Origin of the sequence: Moorena sp. SIO3H5 (assembly GCF_010692395.1) — a bacterium.
GTDB lineage: Bacteria > Cyanobacteriota > Cyanobacteriia > Cyanobacteriales > Coleofasciculaceae > Moorena.
On the sequence record NZ_JAAHHS010000085.1, the window covers coordinates 1 to 22,937 of the forward strand.

Genomic DNA, 22,937 nt, shown 5'->3' on the forward strand with positions numbered 1-22,937 from the left:
CAGCGGTCAGCGGTCAGCGGTCAGCGGTCAGCGGTCAGCGGTCAGCGATCAGCGGTCAGCGATCAGCGGTCAGCCTTAGGCTCACGCTGTGCGAACAGCTTATTTTAATCACTTGCACCAATCACTAGCTTGCTCCAAAGCGGATAACTGATATAGCACTACGCATTAAAGTTAGGACATTGATACAAGTTCAAAAGCTGTTGTAGTAAACTTTTGCCTCTTGCCTCTTGCCTCTTGCCTTTGGCGTAGCGCTATAACTGATCGCTAATAGCTCCATCCCTATTCCCTGTTCCCTGTTCCCTGTTGCCTATCAGATGACAAATGACAAATGCTTGCCCAAGGTTTCAGTAGTTGTACCAATCTACAACGGTGAAGCAGATTTACCAGAGTTAGTCCGTTGTTTACAGGCACAGACCTATCCCACTGACCAAGTAGAGTATCTGTTAGTGGATAATAATAGCAGCGATCGCACTGCCTCACTCATCCAAACTGCTGTTACTGAGGGAGCATCTGAGGGCATAACCTTCCACTACATCCTAGAAGACCAGATTCAAAGCTCCTATGCCGCCCGTAACAAAGGAATTCGAGCAGCCAAGGGGGAAATAATTGCTTTTACTGATGCAGACTGTCGTCCCCAACCCCATTGGTTAGCTGACCTGGTCTCACCCTTTGCGAAGGTTAGTATTGGTATTGTTGCGGGTCAAATCATCGGGTTGCCCGGTAAAACCTGGCTAGAAAAACACGCTGAGTACCATAATGTTCTATCTCAGGAACATACCTTAAACAATTCTTATTGTCCCTACGGTCAAACCGCTAACCTAGCAATCCGACGGCAAGCATTCGAGGAAGTGGGATTGTTCCGTCCTTACCTGACCACTGGTGGTGATGCTGATATCTGCTGGCGGATTCAAAAGCAAAGCAACTGGCAATTACTCCTTGCCCCAACTGCCATAGTGGAGCACCGACACCGTTCCACCTTTCGGGAGTATCACAGTCAATGGCATCGCTATGGTCGGTCTAACCGTTACTTACATCAGCTCCATGGTGTCCCCTTGATGCGGGATATTTCACCAAAGGAATATCTGTATCGGATCAGTCGTTGGTTGCTGAAAGAACTACCGCGCAATAGTATTAATGCGATCGCAGGCAAAACCGATCCCATTGAGTTAATCAGCACACCGATTGGTCTATTTGGAACTTGGGCAAGGGCAAAGGGACAACAAGAAGCCTGGCTGCCAGACAAAGCTGATCAGATTGAGTTGCTTTCCCCTCGAAGCTGATTCCCGATTCCCGATTCCCGATTCCCGTTCCCCTCCTGGGAGGGGTTAGGGGTGGGTTCCGATTCCCGATTCCCGATTCCCGATTCCCGATTAATCACAAATCACTAATCACCAGTAAAGTGCGCTACATTGCGCTATACTGCGCTACACTAAGGGTAGTAGGGGTTAAGGAACTACCGATGTCAGAAAAACTCTTAAACGAAGTAGGGGTTAAGGAAGTAGCGATGTCAGCAAAACTCTTATTGGTAGACGACGAACCAGGAGTAAGGGAAGCAGTCAAAGAGTATTTGACAGAATTTGGTTTTACTGTACAGGTTGCCAGCAATGCTAATGATGCTTGGCAGATGTTACAGCAAAACACACCCGAGCTAGTAATTTCTGACATCATGATGCCTAAAGTAGATGGGTATCAATTCCTACAGCAGCTTCGAGATGACCCCCGTTTTAAAGCACTGCCAGTAGTTTTTCTGACCGCCCGTGGCATGACCTCAGATCGAATTCAGGGTTATCAGGCCGGTTGTGATGCCTACCTACCGAAGCCCTTTGATCCAGATGAATTAGTCGCTATTGTTCAAAACCTCTTGGAGCGTCGCGCTGCTAACTCGGAAGATAGTGTAGGTAGTACAGAGCTTGAAAAGATAGCCAAGCAAGTGGCTGAAATCCGGGCAATGTTAGACCAGAAGCATGGTATTGTGCAAACTCCTCCACCGTTGCGCATTGATTTTACAGCTAGAGAGCAGAGTGTTTTAGATTTGGTTGCCCAAGGGCTAATGAATAAAGAAATTGCCCGACGTTTAGAGACTAGCGTTCGTAATGTTGAGAAATACGTTAGTCGTTTGTTTAGTAAAACCGGAACTAATAGCCGTACTGAGTTAGTTCGCTATGCTTTGGAACATGGTTTAACGAAATAGAGGGTAAAGCATTTAGCTAGACTGAACTTTCACCGAAGTGATTGAGCTTCCAGACTGGACTCACTTGGGATAGATTATTGCGGAGGGGTTGGCTTTGGTAGAAGCTGATTAAAGTCAATCTTAGATCCCACTCCCACAAATACTGCCACCAATAAACCTATTAAAATTACGAATAACTGCCAAGTGAATAAGAAGCGCTGAGCATGATCCATAACCTCAACCACTGTGGACACCAAAGTCCCTAGACCCCTGGTAATCTGGTTTTTTAGCTGAGGTTGGTTTTCCTCAGAATTTGCTTGAGAGCGAAAAATTTTTAATTCTTCATTCAAACGACTAATCTCTTGCTCTAATTCTCTAATCCTTGTTTCTTCTGCTTTTAATTTTTTTTCTCTTGGATACTGATAGTTTTCTTCTTCACTACGCTCCCATATCCGATCAAACTCGTCGCTAAAAACATTGTAAAAATCTTTGCTACAATTAGGATCATCAATAATCATCATCCAGGGAAGATTAACTGCAGATTCTCCCACACAGAACCTTCCTTTGAGTAAAATGTTTTGAAAAAAGTACATTGGTCCACTGGGGACATCTGAATAGAGTAAAAGTCTCAACCCAAAATCCTTACCGTATTTGTGAATAAATTCCAGTTTTGGTTTAACACCCTCCATACATGAGGGTAAAGCTCTTCTTTGCTGTGTTTCAGCCAAGTCTCTCATAGATACAATAATCTGCTCTAAACCATCCTCCATCTTTTTAATTGGCGACATCGGCTGTTGAAATGGATTCTTACTAATTGACTCAGCTCTATTACGTGCAAACTCACTGTAAGGGTCAGCTAAGAGTATTTGTATTCCTCCACTATTCTCGTTTTGAGCTCTAATCTCATTAGCTTTGCGAAAAGTTGATTGCAAAATTGTATAAGAATCATTCATCGATGTATCGAGCAACCTGAAATTTCGGAAGTTTGAGCCTGTGTGGCCTGATTTTTTAAGTCCCGATAATACAAAATTGCAAAATTCTTCAATACTTTTTTCTGTATTGAAGTTAATGTCTACAATTCCATTAAGTGCTTTAAAAACCCAAAAATTTTCGGTATATTTACTCATGTTTTTTTATGTTAAAATACTATGTATTTAGTGAACAATATAACAACCGAAGTATATTTGAGGACAGATTTTTTTTGTTTAAAGGGACTTCGTTTCAGGTAGCATAAATATGTCTTAACTTTTACTTTAACTACTATAAATTTAACTTGGTATCACAAAAAAAACTTGCAGAACCCTAACGAGGGGTGCATATCACTGTTTTGATGCAGTCGGTCATGGGGATTGCCCCCATGACCGTGCTGCATAACTTTTGCAAAAATATGACCATTGATATGACCATTGAAGGCTAAAATACAACTTCTGTTCCCTGAGTTAGAGATTTGCAAGAAAAATATGTACCCCTTAACCAGTAACCCCTTTAACAAAATTGGTAGTAATAATATAGAGAACTTGCCCCAGCTACAAAAACTCCCAAGTCATGAACGCCTGGCAATGAAAGCGGTAAGTAATGTTTTTCCCTTTCGAGTAAATAACTATATTGTTGAGCAACTAATTGATTGGAACAATATACCTGATGATCCAATTTTTCGCATGACCTTCCCTCATTCAGATATGTTAAACCCAGAAGACTTAAATCGACTAATTAAGTTGCTGAAAACAAATGGGTCGAAAGAAACTATCCGTAGAACTGCTGATGACATTCGCTCTCGTCTCAACCCACATCCTGGAGGACAAGTAGATTATAACGTGCCAAGGTTGGATGGTGAACTAATCCCTGGAATCCAACATAAATACCCAGATACCGTCCTCATTTTTCCTTCATCTGGTCAGGCTTGTCACGCCTATTGTCAATTTTGTTTTAGGTGGGCACAATTTGTAAATACGAATACTCACAAATTTGCTACTCGTGAGTCAGGGAGGTTCCAAGACTACCTCCGCCAGCACAAAGAGGTAACTGATGTTGTGCTTACGGGCGGGGATCCTATGATTATGAGTGCCCGGAGGCTTTTTCAATATATTGAACCACTGCTAGACCCAGAATTTGAACACATCCAAACCATTCGCATTGGAACCAAGTCAGTTGCCTACTGGCCCTATCGTTACGTTACCGATCGAGATGCTGATGATGTGCTACGCTTGTTTGAAAAAATAGTCTACAGTGGGAAACATTTAGCTGTTATGGGTCACTACACCCACTGGCGAGAACTTGATACCCCAATTGCTCAGGAGGCGATTCGACGCATTCGCTCTACAGGAGCTCAGCTCCGTGCACAAAGTCCGTTACTCAAGCACGTAAATGATTCTGCTAGAGTCTGGAGAAGAATGTGGCAGATGCAGGTGCGACTAGGGTGCATTCCGTACTATATGTTTGTTGAGCGAGACACAGGACCAAAACACTACTTTGGAATACCCCTAGTACGTACTTGGGAAATTTTCCGGGATGCAATTAAAGGAGTGTCCGGTCTGAGTCAAACTGTGCGAGGACCTGTAATGTCAGCATTGCCAGGTAAAGTACTTATCAGTGGAGTTGCCCACATGATGGGCGAAAAGGTATTTGTTCTCTCGTTTATTCGGGGGCGGGATCCTAATTGGTGCAAGGTGCCCTTCTTTGCCTGCTATGACCCTCAAGCCACCTGGTTTGGTGAGCTAGCCCCAGCGTTCGGCGAAAAAGAGTTCTTCTATCAAAAGGAGCTGGAGAGAATAACTAGGGCGCGTCTGCAAATTCAATAGTCACGTTAACCAGTAAAGAGATCCCTAAAAAGCAAAGTAGATCACACTTTAGCCAATATTAACTTAAGTAAAGTTACGTTAAGAGACTTTGCTTTTTCTTATCAACCTTGTCAAAAGTTTGTTATCGTTCATTATCGGCATACATAACTTTAAGAAAGGACAACAGACATGAAGACTTCTCAAACTCCCAACCATTTGGGTCAATCAGTGGCTTTAGGTCTTGTTTTGGTGGTAGCCAGTGTTGGTATTTTCATCCTGATGATGGTTCAAAGTGGTGCTTTGCAGTCTTAATATTCGTTATGGATCAGGCTTGCCATCCCTGGTTCAACTTTCCATGAAACTCAAAAAGCCCACCTATAGCCCTATAGGTGGGTCATAAAAAAGACATCTACTATATATATCTAAAAGAGGATTGTTAAGTTATGAAAATTTAACCTTGACATCCTCCAACAACACTAACCCTTCCGGTCTAGACCAGAAGGGTTATTATCATAGGTTGACCAGAAGCAACCGCGTAGCTTAACAGAAGTTAACCAAAATTTATACCGGCTAACCCTTCCCGAATAGGGGGTGTTCATGGTAAAACTCATCAGTAAGTGAACCATCCCAAAAGTACACGACCCTGATGAGCATGAAAACATTGACTTTGCTACAGCAAACTTTGTTCCTCCTTCTTAGCTTATTTTTTTCCGTAGTGGCAACCCCCCTGCCAGAAATTGCTGAAGCAATGCCAACTCTGGTATCTAGCCGACAGCAGTATAATCAACAGCTCAATGACCTTCTCCATCAAGCACGAGAGTTTGTAGATGCGGGTGACTATGAGGAAGCGGTTGCGGTTTATGAAGAAGCAGCTAAGCTGGAACATAGAAACCCTAAGATTTTTTCTGGGATCGGCTACTTACAGGCAAGTCTGGGCAAATTCCAAGAAGCCGCCGCCGCTTACAAAAAAGCGATCGCACTAGAGCCAGAAAATGCTAATTTCCATTACGCACTGGGTTACAGTCTCGCCAATGCTGGGGACAATGCTGGTGCTGCTACGGCCTATCGTCGTGCCACTAGACTGAACCGGGAGAATATTAACGCCTATTTTGGTTTGGCCATTACCCTGCTACGTCAACAGGAGTATCAAGGCGCGATAAAAACCTATGAACAAATTCTCGAACTTGAGCCAGACAATCTAACAGTATACCAGTTAATCGGTGCAGCTTGGTTAGAGCAGGAAAATGCTGAAGAAGCCATTAAAGTGTTCCAAAAAGCAGCGGAAATTGCTCCGAACGAAACCCGTATCCAACTAAATTTGGGCACAGCTTGGTTGATTCATGGAGATGAGAGGGCTGGACTGGCGGCTTTTGAAAAAGCGGTGAAATTAGCCCCTCGTAATCCTGACATTCACCTCCAGATCGGTCAAATTCTCGAATCAAGAGGGAATTTATCCAATGCCCTCAAAGCATTTCGTCGAGCAGTTTCTGCCCAACCTGATTTAGTACAAGCACAGGAGTACATCGGGAAAATTCTTCTAGCCCAAGAACAATACGTACCAGCAGTAGTAACCTATAGACGTTTAATTGAACTGGCTCCGGAAAATGCCCAAGCTCACTATAACCTAGGAATAGCCTTAAAAAAACGTTCTCGCGTCACCGAAGCTCTCACTGCTATCGAAAAAGCCCTAGAACTTTACCAGAGTCAACGGGATAACGAAGGGATTGAGCAGACCGAGTCTCTGCTGAAGCAACTGCAAAAGTTTCTATAAGGATCAGCACAGATCCAAATCTTTTGGATCTATCCCTTTAGCTTTTAATTGCTCCAGTAATGCTTTCATACGACTTCTTTCTTGGGCCAAGGTTTTTTGAGCTTCCTCTAAAGCTTCCTCTGCTTGCTCTGCCCGTTGGCGTTCTTGTTCTGTCTGTATTCACTATTAATTCTTCGATGAATTGGTCAGTTGGTAATTAGTTATTAGGTATTATGAATCGATTGCAATCTTACCCATTCCCCCTGACTTTATATTAAAAAATTTTCTGTAATACTGACATCATTCAAAACTAACTTAATGCTAAAACGTTCTCCCGGTTCGCCACTTACTTGCAACTTAATATTTTCCGTCTGTCTAGCTTGGGTTTGAATCACCGCAATTCCCTCGTGATCCAGCACCATAATCTGTAGATTCTGGGGAAGACGGTCTGCAGCACCAGCAGGATAAAGTTCAATGAATATATTTATTTTGGGTGAATCCGTTGGATGTAGCTCCACAAATAAAGCCACCTTCTCGGCACCCCAAGCGATTTCCGAACCGAGTAGCTTACCTCGTTTTACTCCCACGGTAGTATGCAATCCTTTACTAGGTTGGTCAAAGGGGAAACTTCTGAAATCCAGCATTGGCTCCGGTGCTGGCGGTAAGATAGTTTCCACAGTCTTCCAATCTGCCTCAAAACTATTCTCTAACCACTGCCTTAATCGCACTACTGGTGTCTGACTTTGTGGTTGCTGTTGTTGGGTAAGGTGTGTTTGCATAGTGTTGGAAGGTGAAGCATCAGGACACAAGACCTTGGGTTTGAGAGCATGACTATGGCTCCACTGCTTTGCCCCTACCTGGGATTGGGGAGATTGCCGATACGCTCTAATGTGTGGCGGTAACTCTTTCAGGGTTCGCAATTGGTTGAGGGGTAATTCTTCTGTTAGCACTGTATCAGCAAATCCTAGCAGAGTTGCCTCTTCCAATGCTTGATCAAGCTCCACCGCCACATAACCAATTCGTCCCTGCCAGACTGCTGCTGGAACTTTGACACACTTAGCCTCAGGTAAAACAAGTCTACACTCCAACTTACCATGATTTTTCACAGTCAGATCCGCAACATCCATCAGGGTTTGCATCACTGGGTTCCAACTGTCGCTTTCCTCTAAGTTTGTCTCAAATCCCATACACCGCAAGTAAAAGTTAACTGCATACACTGCCAGAGTATTGAAATAAACCTGTTTCGCTTTAGTTAGATTAGCTTGGTCCTGTTGAAATTCCTTTGCTCTGCGATGTGCTGCTAAAGCTAGGGGAACTCTAAAGGTTAAGGGTTCACTGTACGACTTAATGGTAGACGTCATGATTACATCCTGTGCTGATTGCGATCATAGTATTCCCTAAACTAGGAGCATAATCTACCTAGTAATCCTAATTTATAGGTGAATAATTTTTCTGAACAAAATAGTTGTGAGTTTTTAGTTCTTAGTAAGAAATAGAACTTTGGGATGCTCTGGTTTTATACCAATTCCCTAAAATCAGCCTACCAATACTGTAACATAAATTATTATCGTTTTTTACTTTGATAGGTGAAAATTAAATTGATTTAAAAATAATGTAAACGCTTTTTAATTACCTATTATCTGTTCTCTATTCCCTGTTCCCTGTGGGAGCATGTCACCTTTGTAATCAGGTAAATAGATCCCCCCTAGCCCCCCTTGAAAAAGGGGGGAATTAGATTCAAAAGTCCCCCTTATTAAGGGGGATAATGGGGGATCTAAATCAGGGATTAACAAAATTGACATGCTCCTGTTCCCTATTCCCTAGGCGTAGCGCTCGCTATGATTTTGATTTTTAACATTCCTGAAACGGTATTAAGCACCCTGAGCACATTTAGCTGAATTTCGAAGTTAAATCAATCACCTCAATGGCCAAGATTATAGCAATTATAAGACTTGTGAGGTAAAAATTTCTGGTTTTTAGGGAGCAGGGAGCAGTGCCAAATTAATAATTAATAATTAATAATTAATAATTAATAATGTAGAATTTATAATTCTGCATTCTGCATTCTACATTCTACATTCTGCATTCTACATTCTACATTCCACATTCCACATTCCACATTCCACATTCCACATTCCACATTCCACATTCCACATTCCACATTCTGCATTCCACATTCTGCATTCTTAATTCCACATTCTGCATTCTGACAAATAACCTTCCACCTTCAACATGCAAGCTCTCGACTATCGGTTGATGTTATTGGTAAATCCTGAAGGTATCCTGGAAAATCTGCCATCGGCTGCAACTTCCTTAACGGTAACTCATTAGTTGCCACATTTTCCACAAATCCCAGCAGTTTTGCTTCTGTCAAGGAGTCATTTAGTTGTACCGCTATATAACCAATTCTATCTTGCCAAACTTCTTCTGGGAGGTAAACAAACTCGGCATCTGGTGAGACTGGTTTACATTCGAGCTTGCCATAATTTTTAACCACTAAATCAGCCACATCTAGGAATGTCTGCATGATCGAATTATGGCTATCACTAGACTCTAAGTCAGTTTCAAATCCTAGACCCTGTAAGTACTCATCCACTGCATACACCGCCAAGGTATTGAGATAAACCTGTTCGGCTTTTTCCAGATTAGATTGCTGTTGGCAACGCTTTTCTGCTAGCTGATGGGCTGCTTCTGGTAGTCTAACCATAATTTTACAGGCTGGTGTGATTTAGCAATCCCTCTAGTTTAGCCTTACCAATAAATTATCAACTCTATCGTTAGTATAATATAGATACTGTAATAATTCCCTCTAACCCCTAAAGGTGATAGCGTTTCGTGTAGGAATTGGAAAAAGCGATGCATCCCTAGTTGATTAACTCTTGCCTCTTGCCTCTTGCCTCTTGCCTCTTGCCTCTTGGTCTTTGGGAGTATGTTAACCTATAAAATACAAACGCTATATGTAGGTTTATGTATGGAGCAGATTCAGGAGCGATTGGGACAAGCCTGTATTTGTTTATAGCATTTTTAGCCCATCTCTTCTTCTATATATCTCTTGATTTCTGGGGCTAATTTCCTCAGATTACGTTGAAAGAAGTTATTCAGGGATGAAATTTTAATGTCTAAAGAGTCCGATATCTCTTGCCATTTTTTTCCGTCGAGGTAGGCTAACCCTATCACTTGCAAGGTAGCTGAAGGATGGTTTTTGATATGTTTCTGCAATAAATTTTCCGGGTCTTCTTTAAAATAGTGTCTGACCTGGTCATATAAGGTCAGTTCTGTTTCTGGTTGTGCCACAGTCTCTATGGTGAGTGATTCCCCAGTGAGCTCAGACAAGTTTGCGGATAAAGGCAGAGAGGCTTTAGCCATCTCAAACACTAATGAATCTGCTTTTGTCCGGTCTTTTGCGATTAACTGGCACAACAAAAATAAGACCATCAGAATTTTAGTAACGTTACTGGCATCGGTCTTGTTTGTAATTAAACTTTTGATGGTCAGTGTTATCCAAACAATCACAGAATCTAGTTTGGTACTTTTAATCAGAGCGCTGAACTTATATTTGATTCTAACAATTTTGCCAGATTGAGCTTGGATAAATGGGTCAGTGAGGTCTTGTTGAGCTTTTTGTAGCATCTTATTGAGGCGATAATTGACCCAGTTTAGAAATTTTCCTTTTTCTCGATTGTAGTGATTGAGGTTTTGATAGACATAATACAATGTCCGATTCACAGCATCATCATAGACATCAGGGGAAAATTGGCCTCGATGGTAAAGCTTACCAGAAAGCTTAATGGCATTGAGCAATTCCGTTAAGGCATAAAATCGCTCTGGGGTATTGAGTTCGTGTCGTTGTGCTTCTAGGGCTAGCTGCTGAAGACGATCCTCGTCGAGTACCTTTTTAAAAACACTATCTCGCCAAGAAGTCCACTCCTGATCAGAAGTCATTTCTAGATATCGGCTGTCAATATCATCGTCGAGTTGATGGTTGAGCTGCTGCTGTACAGTCTGATAGATCTCTAGATAGATGCCAGATAGAGGGTGACCTGGCCGTGGGCGACACACTTTACGGGTACGTAAAATTTGCTCAACCAGTTCTGCCAAAGCCTGGTTCCGCTGTTGATTTGACCCATTAAATTGTTGTATTTTAATCACCATGTGTCGAATTAAATTGCTCATGACCATTGATCAGGAATCTTTGTCCAAGTAGTTATCAGGGTAATTTCCAAATTTTATGAAATCCCTTACATAACTTTATATAAAACCTACCTTACGTACTTCTGAATCTAGTATCCAAAGATTACGAGAGTGAGGTGTGTTGATGGTGCATCTGACTTTTACAATATAGACCTGAGATACACCCTTTAGGGTTAAAAAAATTTAGTAAGTTAATGCATCAGTCAACTTAACTCTTGACCGTTGCTCCTGAGTTGGCTCTAAATATCTATGGGTGTGAACACGTTTCAAATATAGCTCAAGCCCAGAGACAGTCGAAGTTTTAAAATTTTTCAGATAATTTTGCGTAAAAATCTGAATTATTAGAGATAAGTATATAGAGCAATAAAAAACTGCATACTCTTAATCAAAAAAACCAATCATAGGGTTGTGTAAGTCATAAAGAATAATTACTTACTTTAACTCAAGTCAAAACATTACGATCAGGAAAAAAACAATGGCTGATTTTTTCCTTGGTACTTTAACAAACACTCCCGTCAACTTCGATAGTTTCTCTGTCACGCCCCATGACCCCAAAGATGTCTTCGAGTTCCGTCTTAATGGAACCAGCAACATCCATATTGCCATAACTGATATCAGTGCTGGAGACGATGCTGATCTCAGAATATTTCGGGATAGCAATAACAATGGTGTTTTTGATTCAGCGGATCAGCAAATTGCCAGTTCCAGCAGATTCGGAAATAGTGATGACTCAATTAACCTTGCGGATCAAGTGACCGGTCTCTACTTTGCCCAGGTGGAGCGCTATGGTCCAGGTAGCTCTGGCTCTGTCTCCTAGGATATCGCCTTATCCACCTCCGATCCTAGCAACATACTTCACACAGAACAGGATTTTGGTAACTTGTCCGGAGATCAGAGCCGAAGTGGTTTTGTTGGTAACACAGATACCACTGATACCTACGAGTTTTCGAGTGACTACTCCTACATCAAATCAAAGATTATGATGTAGGCTTCTCAAATTCACAAATGATATTTGCTGATCCTCGACATCCTGTGCCGATTTACCACAGCCATTGAGCGGCAGTCCAACCGCCATTAATCCACGATTCAAAATATTGATGCCACTATTCCAGTCGCGTTCGCGCAGCGTCGGCTTCGCCGAATCAATTTTGACGTCACAACTAAAACAAAAATGAACTCGTTCGCTTAAACTTTTTTCGACTCTGGAACCACAATTAAAACACTCAATACTTGTTCCCCGTGGATTAACTTCCTGGACTAACAAACCGCGTTTTACCGCCACTGCTTGCAATATTTCCAGAAATTTACCCCAGGCTGCATCATGTATTGATTTCGCTAACTTAGTTCGCGCAAGTCCTTTGATGTTTAAGTTTTCATGAGCAATTAAGTCATACTTGCTGCACAGCCAGTGAGCGACCTGATAATGAAATTCCTTTCGACAACGGGCTAAATAAAGGTTCAATAAAGCGACTTTGTTTTTAGCTTTTTTCCAGTTATTAGACCCCTTAACACGACGCGACATTACTTTTTGAGCTTTAGCCAGTCTGTCTTGAGCATTCCTATAAAACTGTGGGATAGGTACTGCTTCACCGTCAGACGTGGTCAAAAACTTCTCTAAGCCAACATCAATTCCAACAGCAGACTTAACCGCATCTACGGGTAATATTTCAGGTACGGTATCATCCTTCATTGAGATGCAGCAATACCAACCATCAGCTTTTTTGATGACTGTACATTGCTTAAGAGTAAATCCATCAGGCAACAGTCGATGCATTACCACAGGAATTGAACCAATTCGGCTTAGCTTTAGAACGCCGTCAATTAAGTGTGCTCCAGCTTTAGAATTGTTTACCCTGGGAAATACAAATGATTGACCTTTGGTCACGCTGCGCGATCGGAGTTCTCCAGGTCTTTTAAAACGAGGTCTACCGCCTCTGTTACCATTGGCGTCCGGTTTTCGCCACCTATCCCATGCTTTGTTAAGCCGTTGTAGGTTAACCTGCTGAGTTTCTGCATAGATTTGCTTGTACTCAGGAAACAGTCGCTTAGTTTCCTTGAGAGCCGCTTGTTGAGTGTAATAGTTAACCGGTTTTGGTATCTCACCGATCGGCTCACTGATTAAGCTACATCTATCAATCGGGGAACGAGTCCGATTGAGCCAATCAAGCCGTTGTCCTAAAGCATAATTCCAATGACGGCGTAACAGTTCAAGCCACCTTTCCATGATGGCTATCTGTTCGGGACTTGGTTTGATTTTGTAGCAGTACGTTAATATCACTTTGCTATTGTACCACTTACGCTCGCACCTCAAGCAGGGTCGGCCTCTGGCCACAAGCGTGGCCAAAGGCCAATCTGTTGAGAACTTCCAGACGCTGTCGGGCAATTCCCCTCCCGTTAAATCGGAGATTATAACGGGAGACCCCTTGCCCGTTTAGTTGGATTTTACGAGGGGGTCAACATTAGCCTTACTGGACTCAGTAGTGATGCCGATCTGCGAGTAATCCAAGATTCTGATAACAATGGTCTGGTTGACATTAGTGACGAAGTCATTGGCACTTCAACTAGTGGTGGCAGTATCTCAGAATTAATCTCAGATATTGACCTTTACGGTGACTACTTCGTCCAAGTCTATCAGTTCAGTGGTGATACCAGCTACACACTGAAACTTGACTATTTCACTACCCCTTTTCTATAACTTTGAGGGTTTTCAACACTGAAGTTTGGTTTTGACAAAAGGGTAAGACCTGCGGAAAGGGGTGTTGACACCAAGTTCAATTGATCTCTAGCACCCCATCACCAGATCACCTTTTGAGGAATATACCATATTAGGACTTACAAGCTTTAGTCGGCTTAGTAAGTCCTAAGATAAATTATACAACTTATATCCATTAAAGCAATATTGTTCAAGCAATATTGTTATATAGCAATCACTAACCCATCCCGACAATACTCTATGATCACCTGATCATTCCACTCAAAACTTATCAGCCTCTTATGAGCACTGCCCCTTGGACTCAGCTACCTTGGGGCTACTCCTATTGTTGACCTTATCACCCCTGGAACTCCTACTGCTTAAGCGTCTCGGTCTGTTCCGGCTGTTTGCAACTTCGCAGTTCATTATATATAGTTAAAAAATCCGGAAAGTTTTGCGTAAAAATCTGAATTATTAGAGATGAGTATATAGAGCAAGCAAAAACCGCATACTCTTAATGACAAAACCAATCATAGGGTTGTGTAAGTCATAAAATTGTCTAAAAAAAAACAGCTTGTTGACTTTGAACAAATTAGATAAACATTAAGGAGTAGTGATATTATGAGTATTCCCAACAATCAATTCTGGACTCAATCCGTATTTCCTTTCGGAGGCAATGAAGCCTTTGACCGCTTCGGTACTAGCTTAACTGGAGGAGATTTCAATGGTGATGGTCGGGGCGACTTGGCTATAGGTACACCCAACGAAGATGTTGGTGGGGAAACCAACAGAGGTAAAGTCAATGTCCTCCGAGGATCTTCAACAGGCTTAACTAGCTTTGGTAGCCAATTGTGGAACCAGGACAATCTTGCTGGCAGTTCAACTGAAGCTTTCGATCGCTTCGGAGAGACCCTGATCTCAGGGGACTTTAATGGGGATGGTTACGATGACTTAGCTGTAGGCACGCCTTACGAAGATTTAGGATCTACTACAAATAGTGGCATAGTTAACATTATCAATGGTTCTTTCTTCGGTCTGACCAGCACTGGTAACAAATTCTTCACCCAGACGGCCTTTCCTCAAGGAGGTGATGAAGCAGGTGACCGCTTTGGTAGCAGTTTAGCTGCCGGAGATTTCGACGGGGATGGCTATGATGACCTGGCTATCGGTGCTCCTTATGAAGATCTTGATGGGAACACTGATGTAGGTAAAGTCAATGTCCTGCAAGGATCTTCAACAGGTTTAACTAGCTTTGGTAGCCAATTGTGGGAGCAAAACAATCTTAGTGGTAGTTCTAATGAAGCTTTCGATCGCTTTGGAGAAACCCTAACCTCAGGGGACTTTAATGGTGATGGTTACGATGACTTAGCTATAGGCACGCCTGACGAGGATTTGGGATCGATTATAGATACTGGCATAGTTAACGTTATCAATGGTTCTTTCTTCGGTCTGACCAGCACTGGTAACAAATTCTTCACCCAGACTGCCTTTCCTCAAGGGGGTGATGAAGCAGGTGACCGCTTTGGTAGCAGTTTAGCTGCCGGAGATTTCGACGGGGATGGCTATGATGACCTGGCTATCGGTGCTGCTTATGAAGATTTGTCAAATGGCAACGTAACTGATGGAGGTAAAGTTAATACCCTTTATGGTTCTGTAACAGGCTTGACTACCACTGGTAGCCAACTTTGGACTCAAGACGATCTGATTAACAGCAACCCTGAAGCATTTGACCGCTTCGGAACTACCTTAGCTGTGGGCGACTTCAATAACGACGGTTACGATGATTTAGCAGTGGGAAGTCCCAATGAAGATATCAATTCAATCACTGATGCTGGGGCTGTAAACATTATCTACGGTTCTGTCTTTGGCTTGACTACTACTGGCAACCAGTTCTGGAGCCAAGATAGTTTTGGCGTTAACGATATAGCTGAGGAGTACGATAACTTTGGATCTAGCTTGGCGGTGCAGGACTTCAATGGGGATGGCTACGATGACTTAGCCATAGGAGTTCCTGGTGAAGACCTCGGAAGTATTATCAATTCTGGTGCTACTAACATCCTTTATGGCTCAGCAATCGGTCTAGTTGTATAGAGCAGCCTGTTTATAGCAGTAAACTAGGGAGCTAAGAGTTTAGTCAGATGGTCATATGGCCTGATGGGAAGTCAGATCAGTGACTGGCGTATCGCCCCCCCTATTTTAAGGGATCCCTAGTTTCCACTGGCTTGACAAGGTGCGCACTGAGGTCGTTATTAAACAATTTTTGAGGAATATACTATTCTAGGACTTACGACGTTTAGTAGGCTTAGTAAGTCCTAAGATGAATTATACAGGTTATAGCAATTTAAAGCAATATTGTTCCAGGAATATTGTCAAACAAGAATAACTACCCATCCCGACAATACTCCATGATCAGCTGATCATCACACTCAAAACTGATCATCCTTATATCCCCACTGCCCCTTGGACTCAGCCGGGGGTTATTTCTATTGTTAACGTGATCACCTCTGGAACTCCAACTGCTTACTTTTCTGGCTCCCATTGGACCGAATTGAGAACTTTTATGCATAATTTTCTATAATCTTTATCAAAGCTTTATGTAGTTAAAAAATTAGTGAGTATTTTGTAAACGTTATAATTTGTATCCGAGTTAGATATATAATCCAATTGGATCTAAGTAAGCCATCAATAGCAATACTTAATTGAAGCGCTAATTACTTATATCAAGGTTCAAACTATCTGTCTCGGATATATCAGTTCATGGTGCTCCATTAATCAAGGGGTCTATTGAGTCTAAGGAATTGACTTGATCTACTTGATGGTTAGATGAACTGACCTGTTAATCAATCAAAAATCAATAAAATCACGATGTAGTAGCGTTAACTAATCAGGTTTTTTACGCTACTAACAGAGGCGTTTTTGTAATTTTTTGTAAATCTGTAACGGTCAACATCAGGTTGATCAAAATTACCATTGACTTACCCATAAACTGGGTTTCTTAAGTCCCACTATTAATAATTAGTATTTATTGAAAAACTTTTCAAGATGTAATTCAGACAAATAGGGGGCATCTTTCCGAACAGAACAATCCACAACTTTTCAAACAATTGCAATCGATAGGGAATAAATGACATGGGAACTTACACCGGTAACGACTTAGACAACGACAAAAAAGCACACAAAGAAGGTTTTTGGCCATTCAAGAAATGGAAGTCTTGGACAATGTCCGGTAATGGTGGCAACGATACCCTGATTGGTGGCCCGAAGAACGACAAAATATACGGTAATGATGGTAACGACAGTCTTTCCGGTAAAGGTGGTAATGATTACCTCAGTGGTGGCTCTGGCAAGGACACCCTTTATGGTGGCTCTGGCAAGGACACCCTTTATGGTGGCTCTGGCAAGGACACCCTTTATGGTGGCTCTGGCAACGACTTCCTCTCTGGAGGTACAGGCAGTGACCGGATGTTTGGTGGCTCTGGCAAGGACACCCTTTATGGTGGTTCTGGCAATGACAGCCTCACTGGCGGAGGTGGTAACGATACCCTAGTTGGAGGTTTGGGCTCGGATACCCTGAACGGTACTAACAGTATTCTGGACGGTGCTGGTGAAATTGATATCCTTGATCCTGGTGATTTTGGTGCCAGGGATCTGATTATCCTAGGCACCAGTAGCTCGATCTATTACAACGGTGCTGGTCTAGATTACGCTGTCATTGACAATTTCGACAGATTTAGCTTCGCTGGCGAAACTGACTCTGACAAGATCCAGATTTCCGGGTCATTGTCCAATTACACCTTAAGCTCATTCACAGATACAATATCTGGTGTTTCTATTACCAATGGCACTCGCATTAGCTTAGGTGCAGAGATTATTGCTTATGTCGATTCTAGTGGTTTACTAACGTCTGCTGACTTTATCTCAGTCTAGTCGCCAACGGACTTTATCTAACCGGGTGACAAGTAGGATTGTTGGCTTTACTGGCTTTCTGGGTGTAGGGGAAAGCTAGTGATGGGATACCTGGTGAGAGGGGTGTTGGTACCAAGTTGCATTGATACCTAGCACCCCATCACCAGATCACATTTTGAGAAATACTAAAACTCATCATCCTCTTCTCCCCACTTGCCCTTAGACTCAGCCGCCCTGGGGCTACTCCTAGGCTTGACCTGATAACCCTTGTCTGGCAATAACTCCAATTGCTTACCGGTCTTGGCACCTTCCGGCTGTTTGCGCCTTCGCGGTTCATTTTTGCTACCACCACCATGGCGACGCCAAGAGGTTCGTTCTTCAGAGGTATCCTCGGCTACCACTTCATACAATAACGCTACCTTCTCCCCATCTTTACCTTTACGCAATACCCGACCCAAGCGCTGGATATACTCCCTAGATGAACCGGTGCCTGATAAGATAATCGCTACTCGCGCATCGGGTACATCAACTCCCTCATTCAAGACATGGGATGCTGCTAAACAGCGATACTCTCCCTCCCGAAATCGCTTCAATATATCATGACGCTCTTTGACTGGGGTTTGATGAGTAATTGCGGGAATTAATAACTCTTGAGAAATGCGATAAAGTGTAGCATTACCATTGGTAAAAATTAACATCTTTTCTGGGTAATGCTGAGCCAGTAAATCTAGCAAAATCCTTAATTTCCCATCGGTACCTAAGGCAATTTCCTTGGCTTCCCGGTGAGCTAACATGGCACGGCGTCCGCTTTGCGATCGCGCACTTGCCATCACAAACTGCTGCCAACCTTTAATACTGCCGAGATGAATGTTGGAGCTCCGCAAAAAATCATTGCGCAACGCCATGCAAGAATTATAGCGATCGCGTTCTTTTTGGGACAGCTTGACCTTAATCTGAATTACCTTATGGTCAGCTAGGGCCAAACCCGCCAATTCATCAGGGCTTTTCCGATAAACCTCTGGTCCTATCAAACCATTAAGGTCCCAATGACGGCCATCGGAGCGGTCTGGGGTTGCTGTCAGTCCTAACCGATAGGGTGCGATCGCATATTCCGCAATCACCTTATAAAAATCCGTAGGTAAGTGATGACACTCATCAAAAATCACCAAAGCGTAGAGATTCCCTAAGGTTTCTGCATGAATAGTGGCACTATCATAGGTGGCGATCAGGATAGGCGTGCGATCGCGAGAACCACCCCCCAACACTCCCACCTCCACATCTGGAAAGGCTGCTTCGAGTTGAGCATACCACTGGTGCATTAAATCTAGGGTTGGTACCACAACTATGGTACTACGAGGAGTGTCTTGCATTGCCAACTGAGCCAGATAAGTCTTACCTGCTCCCGTTGGTAGCACCACTACCCCTTGACGACCGGCTCGCTTCCATGCCAACAGAGCTTCCCGTTGATGGGGATAAGGTTCCATCTCAAAACTAGATACTAGTTCCAGAGGCACAAATTCCCTAGCATCATCAATAAAATCAACCTTGTCTTTGAGTAAGCTTTCTACCAGAGGACGATAGTGAATTCCTCTAATCCGAAACTTCTCTACCCGATCATCCCAAGTCGCATACTCCACCCAAGCGTTGCCCCTCGGTGGTGGATGCAAAATCAGAGTTCCCCGGTCAAACGTTAATCTAGGGGTGCGTGGCATGGATTCAAGGACGTTTCTTTGCTATTGTCGTACCGGTTCCGTTGCCAGGCTTTGGCCTAGCTTCAATAGCTAATAATACCAGACCACTGAACTTTCTTAAGTGGATTACGGCGATAGGAAAAGAAACGCTCTGGTTCCGAGTAAGTGCAGTGGGGTGCGATCGCAATTTGTTCTGAATCAATACCCAATTGTTCCAACTGTAAGACATTCACTCGCCGCACATCCAAGCGTACTCGTCCGGGTTTCGGGTCATCTAATATCGGGGAGTCATCTAGCTGCTGCAACACCCCCAGAATTGATTCAGTGCTATCCCCTTGATCAGTAGATACAATACTAGCTCCCACTTCAGCCGCCACGGTTTCCGATACCTGATAGCATTCCCCTGTAATTGCTGGACCGAGAGCAATGCGTAAATTTTCTTTACGGCTACCATTGTTTAGCAATCGTGCGATCGCATTAGGAACAATCCGTTGAGCAGTACCCCGCCAACCCGCATGAACTGCTGATACCTGTCCCGTTTCCATATCCCCAATTAGTAAGGGCGTACAATCTGCCGTACAAACCCACACAGCTTGGTTAGCTTCCTCACTTATAATACCATCAGCCGGTGGTTTATTAGAGTCTGGCTCACCGTTTTGGGTACTTTCAATTTCCCCAGGAGTCAGTACTGTATTGCCGTGAACCTGTTTAACACGATACACCTGGGCATCAGGCTGGAGTACATCGACCATTTCTTCCGGAGAACGGGGAGAAAATGCTGAGGTGAAGAAGCCGTGATTCCATTGCTTCAATAGGCTACTCCTTAAATACGGCAAATTGTTCCAAGTGTCCCAGTGCCAGGTATGCATTTAAATTGTGTTGACGGTTTACACTTTACAGTTTACAGTTTAAATTTTACAGTTTCTCCTTTCAGCTGTTGTGGATTTAAATTAAATATTATTTACTTATAAAAAAATCAAACCCTCTCCCCCTGCTCCCTACTCCCTACTCCCTGCTCCCTACTCCCTGCTCCCTGCTCCCTACTCCCTACTCCCTTATTATCATAACCTAAAACTTTAAATTAACACCAGTTGACTGTCATAATTTAAGGCAACTTCCAAAGTTTAATACTATCATCTCTACTGCCACTGACTAAGGTTTTACCATCGGGACTAATCGCCAGAGAGCTCACCCAGTTTGTATGACCAGTGAGAGTATTTTTTAACTCACCCGTTTCTAAATTCCAAACCTTAATGGTATTATTTGCACTACCACTAACCAAGGTTTTACCATCCGGGCTAATCGCCAGAGAATGAACATAGTATATATGTCCTGTCAAGGTGTTTTTTAATTCACCAATTGTCAAATCCCAAATTTTAATATTACGGTCTAGACTACTACTAAATAATGTGTTACCATCAGGACTAATGATTAGAGAAACAACGGAATCTTTATGACCAGTCATGGTCTTTTTTAGATCACCTGTATCCAAATCCCAAATTCTGATCGTATTGCCCCCATTGCCACTAACTAAGGTTTTGCCATCAGGGCTAATCACCACCGAACTAACCCAATTCGTTTCCCCCGTTAAGGTTTGTTTCAGCTTACCAGTAGGTAAATCCCAAACTTTGATAGTGTGGTCATAACTTCCACTTACTAACGTTTTTCCATCGGAACTAATCGCAACAGAACTAATAAACCCCTGATGACCAGTAAGATTATTTTTTAGCTCACCCGTTTTCAAATTCCAAATCTTGATAGTATTGTCATCGCCACCACTAGCAATAGTTTCTCCATCAGGAGTAATAGCAACGGAATAAACATTACCATCATGGCCATTCAGGGTTCTAACTAGCTCAGCTTTCGGCAAATTCCAAATTTTTACAGTATGATCATTACTACCACTTACCAAATATTGACTATCAGGACTAACAGCAATAGAACGCACTGAGTTAGTGTGTCCATTGAGAGTATTTTTGAGGTATGTACTGCTGGGTAAACCAGCAATCAAAAAACTTAGATTAGACGGAAATGTTTGATACCTAAAATATCCATATCCTTGAGTAATTAACCCTAGAGAAAATAAAGAAACTCCTCCCATCATGACTTGTTTTTTTAACTTATCATTTTGTTTTAATGACGTTAAAAAATTAAGAAAGGACTCGTGATACTTAGAGGTAGATTGAGAAGGATTAGCAGGGGTGGCAGACTTAAACTCTAACACCTCCAAGACTTGGTCTACAGACTGATAACGGTGCTGATAGCTTTCTGGAAGCAGCCGATCCATTATCCACCACAATTGCTCACTCACCGGTTGCTTTAAATGCTTTCGCCAACTATTTACCCAGCGATAGCCTTGTTTCTTCCACAAATCCCAAGGATGAACATTAGTCAGCAAATGAAAGCAGGTCGTGCCCAAACTGTATAAATCACTAGCAGCATAGGCTTTACCTCCCTCCATTTGTTCCATAGGCACATAGCCAAAGGAACCGATAGTGGTGCCAGTGATATTAGCGATGACCGTAGCCCTCAATTGCTTGGCTATCCCAAAATCGATTAGTACTAGCTCACTCTTTTTTTCGGCTCCTTGACCCGAAGTCGGACGGCGAATGATATTACCTGGTTTAATATCTCGGTGAATCACCTTCTGTTGATGGACAAACTTGAGAATAGTTAGCAGTTCAAATAAAACATCCTTAATCTTGTCTTCATTGAACGGTCCTGCTTCTGCCAACTCTTGCTCTAAGGTTTTCCCCTCGATATACTCTTGGAGCAAATATAAGCGCTGATCTTCTTCAAAGTAAGCTAGCAAAGTAGGAATTTGGGGATGTTGTCCCAGCCTTTGCAATTGTTTTGCCTCTTGGTCAAATAATTCACGTGCCTTCTTCAGTGCCTTTGTTCCCTCAATTTGGGGGGCTAGCTGCTTAATCACACACTGTTCATCCAATTTGTCCCTATCTTCTGCCAAATAGGTTTTGGAAAATCCCCCATCTCCGATCGGTCGAATCGGACGATAGCGGTTTTTCAGGAGTACTAGTTTGTTACCACAGCTTTGGCAAAACTGGTGATCATCCGGATTAATGGGATTCTCGCAATCGGGATTAAGACAGCAGATCATACTGGCAGGTCATCAGGGAATTTTGGTATGACGAGGCCATTAAGAGGGTAGTTTTTTCCTGATGATTTTCCTCTTAAGAGGGAGCATGTCACAGTTAAATGGCATACGGTAGTACTTACGGTAGAAATTCCCTGGTATCAGGATGTTTTTGGTAGATGCTAGCGGTAGCTGTTAGGGGTAGATGCTAGCCGTAACTGTTGGCTAATCAGCGATTAAGTAGCAGCGATGCCCAAAAGGCCACACTACTTGAGGTGCTTTGCGGTTCCCGAGAGATTTGAATGGGTAATGGTGATAGGCTTAATTTACCTTTAGTGAAAGATTTTAGCAGAATTTTAGCAAACGCGATCGCTAGCCAACGCCCTTCGGGCTAATCGCTTTTAGCGGAAGCTGAGGCCAAAGGCCACGCTACGCGATGAAGCGTTCGCGTAGCGTGACCGTAGGTCAATCGCAATCTTGTTATTGGTTACAGGTTATTGGTTATTGGTTACAGGTTATTGGTTATTGGTTACAGGTTATTGGTTATTGGTTACAGGTTACAGCTTATTAAACCTTGGCCAAAAGGCCACGGGTGCGCCTTCAAGCTCTTTTAGGAACTATACTCTGTGACGGAAGTCATGGATTCATGGTAGGGACGGCTGACGG

Annotated in this window: 16 protein-coding genes; 8 read left to right on the forward strand and 8 right to left on the reverse strand. The window is 42.9% G+C overall.

Going from position 1 to position 22,937, the window contains the following annotated elements; translation table 11 throughout:
- Nucleotides 1–314: 314 nt before the first annotated feature.
- A complete protein-coding gene (locus F6K52_RS12275; protein WP_293077812.1) occupies nucleotides 315–1,280 on the forward strand; it encodes a glycosyltransferase in 966 nt (321 codons plus the stop codon).
- A 179-nt stretch (nucleotides 1,281–1,459) separates the two neighbouring features.
- Nucleotides 1,460–2,191, forward strand: coding sequence for a response regulator transcription factor (locus F6K52_RS12280; protein ID WP_364417313.1), 732 nt, complete (start codon nucleotides 1,460–1,462; stop codon nucleotides 2,189–2,191).
- Nucleotides 2,192–2,265: 74 nt separating this feature from the next.
- Here F6K52_RS12280 and F6K52_RS12285 read toward each other — a convergent pair whose 3' ends face one another.
- Complete coding sequence (locus F6K52_RS12285) at nucleotides 2,266–3,297, reverse strand: hypothetical protein (protein WP_293077814.1); 1,032 nt, start codon at nucleotides 3,295–3,297, stop codon at nucleotides 2,266–2,268.
- 279 nt (nucleotides 3,298–3,576) lie between these two features.
- Here F6K52_RS12285 and F6K52_RS12290 point away from each other — a divergent pair, with 279 nt between their 5' ends.
- The 3 genes from F6K52_RS12290 (at nucleotide 3,577) to F6K52_RS12300 (ending at nucleotide 6,718) form a co-directional block, all read left to right on the forward strand.
- Nucleotides 3,577–4,968: a lysine 2,3-aminomutase gene (locus tag F6K52_RS12290; protein WP_293077816.1), complete on the forward strand. Its 1,392-nt coding sequence runs from the start codon at nucleotides 3,577–3,579 to the stop codon at nucleotides 4,966–4,968.
- A gap of 168 nt (nucleotides 4,969–5,136) precedes the next feature.
- Nucleotides 5,137–5,259: a hypothetical protein gene (locus F6K52_RS12295; RefSeq protein ID WP_008180130.1), complete on the forward strand. Its 123-nt coding sequence runs from the start codon at nucleotides 5,137–5,139 to the stop codon at nucleotides 5,257–5,259.
- A 334-nt stretch (nucleotides 5,260–5,593) separates the two neighbouring features.
- Complete coding sequence (locus tag F6K52_RS12300) at nucleotides 5,594–6,718, forward strand: tetratricopeptide repeat protein (protein ID WP_293077818.1); 1,125 nt, start codon at nucleotides 5,594–5,596, stop codon at nucleotides 6,716–6,718.
- Nucleotides 6,719–6,966: 248 nt separating this feature from the next.
- On the opposite strand, the gene F6K52_RS12305 is transcribed toward F6K52_RS12300, so the two are convergent.
- The 3 genes from F6K52_RS12305 to F6K52_RS12315 all read right to left on the reverse strand — a co-directional run bounded on the left by F6K52_RS12305 (nucleotide 6,967) and on the right by F6K52_RS12315 (nucleotide 10,870).
- Nucleotides 6,967–8,058, reverse strand: a complete 1,092-nt coding sequence (locus tag F6K52_RS12305) for a DUF1822 family protein (protein WP_293077820.1) — start codon at nucleotides 8,056–8,058, stop codon at nucleotides 6,967–6,969.
- An 866-nt stretch (nucleotides 8,059–8,924) separates the two neighbouring features.
- Nucleotides 8,925–9,404, reverse strand: coding sequence for a DUF1822 family protein (locus F6K52_RS12310; protein ID WP_293077822.1), 480 nt, complete (start codon nucleotides 9,402–9,404; stop codon nucleotides 8,925–8,927).
- Nucleotides 9,405–9,721: 317 nt separating this feature from the next.
- Nucleotides 9,722–10,870, reverse strand: coding sequence for a hypothetical protein (locus tag F6K52_RS12315; protein WP_293077824.1), 1,149 nt, complete (start codon nucleotides 10,868–10,870; stop codon nucleotides 9,722–9,724).
- 493 nt (nucleotides 10,871–11,363) lie between these two features.
- Between F6K52_RS12315 and F6K52_RS12320 the strand changes: the two genes are divergently transcribed.
- Complete coding sequence (locus tag F6K52_RS12320) at nucleotides 11,364–11,705, forward strand: pre-peptidase C-terminal domain-containing protein (protein WP_293077826.1); 342 nt, start codon at nucleotides 11,364–11,366, stop codon at nucleotides 11,703–11,705.
- Nucleotides 11,706–11,858: 153 nt separating this feature from the next.
- Here F6K52_RS12320 and F6K52_RS12325 read toward each other — a convergent pair whose 3' ends face one another.
- Nucleotides 11,859–13,166 carry a transposase gene (locus F6K52_RS12325; protein ID WP_293077828.1) on the reverse strand — a complete coding sequence of 436 codons (1,308 nt, stop codon included), beginning with the start codon at nucleotides 13,164–13,166 and terminating at the stop codon, nucleotides 11,859–11,861.
- A 1,035-nt stretch (nucleotides 13,167–14,201) separates the two neighbouring features.
- On the opposite strand from F6K52_RS12325, the gene F6K52_RS12330 reads away from it, so the two are divergent.
- Complete coding sequence (locus F6K52_RS12330) at nucleotides 14,202–15,671, forward strand: FG-GAP-like repeat-containing protein (protein WP_293077830.1); 1,470 nt, start codon at nucleotides 14,202–14,204, stop codon at nucleotides 15,669–15,671.
- 1,038 nt (nucleotides 15,672–16,709) lie between these two features.
- The gene (locus F6K52_RS12335) at nucleotides 16,710–17,507 is read left to right on the forward strand and encodes a calcium-binding protein (protein ID WP_293077832.1); all 798 of its coding nucleotides are present in this window, start codon (nucleotides 16,710–16,712) and stop codon (nucleotides 17,505–17,507) included.
- A gap of 164 nt (nucleotides 17,508–17,671) precedes the next feature.
- Here the strand turns inward: F6K52_RS12335 and F6K52_RS12340 are convergent, their stop codons facing one another.
- From F6K52_RS12340 to F6K52_RS12350, 3 genes are all read right to left on the reverse strand, one after another.
- The gene (locus tag F6K52_RS12340; protein WP_293077834.1) at nucleotides 17,672–19,198 is read right to left on the reverse strand and encodes a DEAD/DEAH box helicase family protein; all 1,527 of its coding nucleotides are present in this window, start codon (nucleotides 19,196–19,198) and stop codon (nucleotides 17,672–17,674) included.
- A 62-nt stretch (nucleotides 19,199–19,260) separates the two neighbouring features.
- A complete protein-coding gene (pgeF, locus tag F6K52_RS12345) occupies nucleotides 19,261–20,046 on the reverse strand; it encodes a peptidoglycan editing factor PgeF (protein WP_293077836.1) in 786 nt (261 codons plus the stop codon).
- Nucleotides 20,047–20,282: 236 nt separating this feature from the next.
- Complete coding sequence (locus F6K52_RS12350) at nucleotides 20,283–22,295, reverse strand: serine/threonine-protein kinase (RefSeq protein ID WP_293077838.1); 2,013 nt, start codon at nucleotides 22,293–22,295, stop codon at nucleotides 20,283–20,285.
- Nucleotides 22,296–22,937 lie beyond the last annotated feature (642 nt).

Excerpts from the sequence above, each read along its gene's own strand:
- F6K52_RS12350 (WP_293077838.1), bottom strand. The coding sequence starts at position 22,295 with ATGATCTGCTGTCTTAATCCCGATTGCGAGAATCCCATTAATCCGGAT.
- F6K52_RS12280 (WP_364417313.1), top strand. The coding sequence starts at position 1,460 with ATGTCAGAAAAACTCTTAAACGAAGTAGGGGTTAAGGAAGTAGCGATG.
- pgeF (WP_293077836.1), bottom strand. The coding sequence starts at position 20,046 with ATGCATACCTGGCACTGGGACACTTGGAACAATTTGCCGTATTTAAGG.
- F6K52_RS12330 (WP_293077830.1), top strand. The coding sequence starts at position 14,202 with ATGAGTATTCCCAACAATCAATTCTGGACTCAATCCGTATTTCCTTTC.
- F6K52_RS12310 (WP_293077822.1), bottom strand. The coding sequence starts at position 9,404 with ATGGTTAGACTACCAGAAGCAGCCCATCAGCTAGCAGAAAAGCGTTGC.
- F6K52_RS12320 (WP_293077826.1), top strand. The coding sequence starts at position 11,364 with ATGGCTGATTTTTTCCTTGGTACTTTAACAAACACTCCCGTCAACTTC.
- F6K52_RS12285 (WP_293077814.1), bottom strand. The coding sequence starts at position 3,297 with ATGAGTAAATATACCGAAAATTTTTGGGTTTTTAAAGCACTTAATGGA.
- F6K52_RS12305 (WP_293077820.1), bottom strand. The coding sequence starts at position 8,058 with ATGACGTCTACCATTAAGTCGTACAGTGAACCCTTAACCTTTAGAGTT.
- F6K52_RS12300 (WP_293077818.1), top strand. The coding sequence starts at position 5,594 with ATGAGCATGAAAACATTGACTTTGCTACAGCAAACTTTGTTCCTCCTT.
- F6K52_RS12340 (WP_293077834.1), bottom strand. The coding sequence starts at position 19,198 with ATGCCACGCACCCCTAGATTAACGTTTGACCGGGGAACTCTGATTTTG.
- F6K52_RS12295 (WP_008180130.1), top strand. The coding sequence starts at position 5,137 with ATGAAGACTTCTCAAACTCCCAACCATTTGGGTCAATCAGTGGCTTTA.
- F6K52_RS12275 (WP_293077812.1), top strand. The coding sequence starts at position 315 with ATGACAAATGACAAATGCTTGCCCAAGGTTTCAGTAGTTGTACCAATC.
- F6K52_RS12315 (WP_293077824.1), bottom strand. The coding sequence starts at position 10,870 with ATGAGCAATTTAATTCGACACATGGTGATTAAAATACAACAATTTAAT.
- F6K52_RS12335 (WP_293077832.1), top strand. The coding sequence starts at position 16,710 with ATGGGAACTTACACCGGTAACGACTTAGACAACGACAAAAAAGCACAC.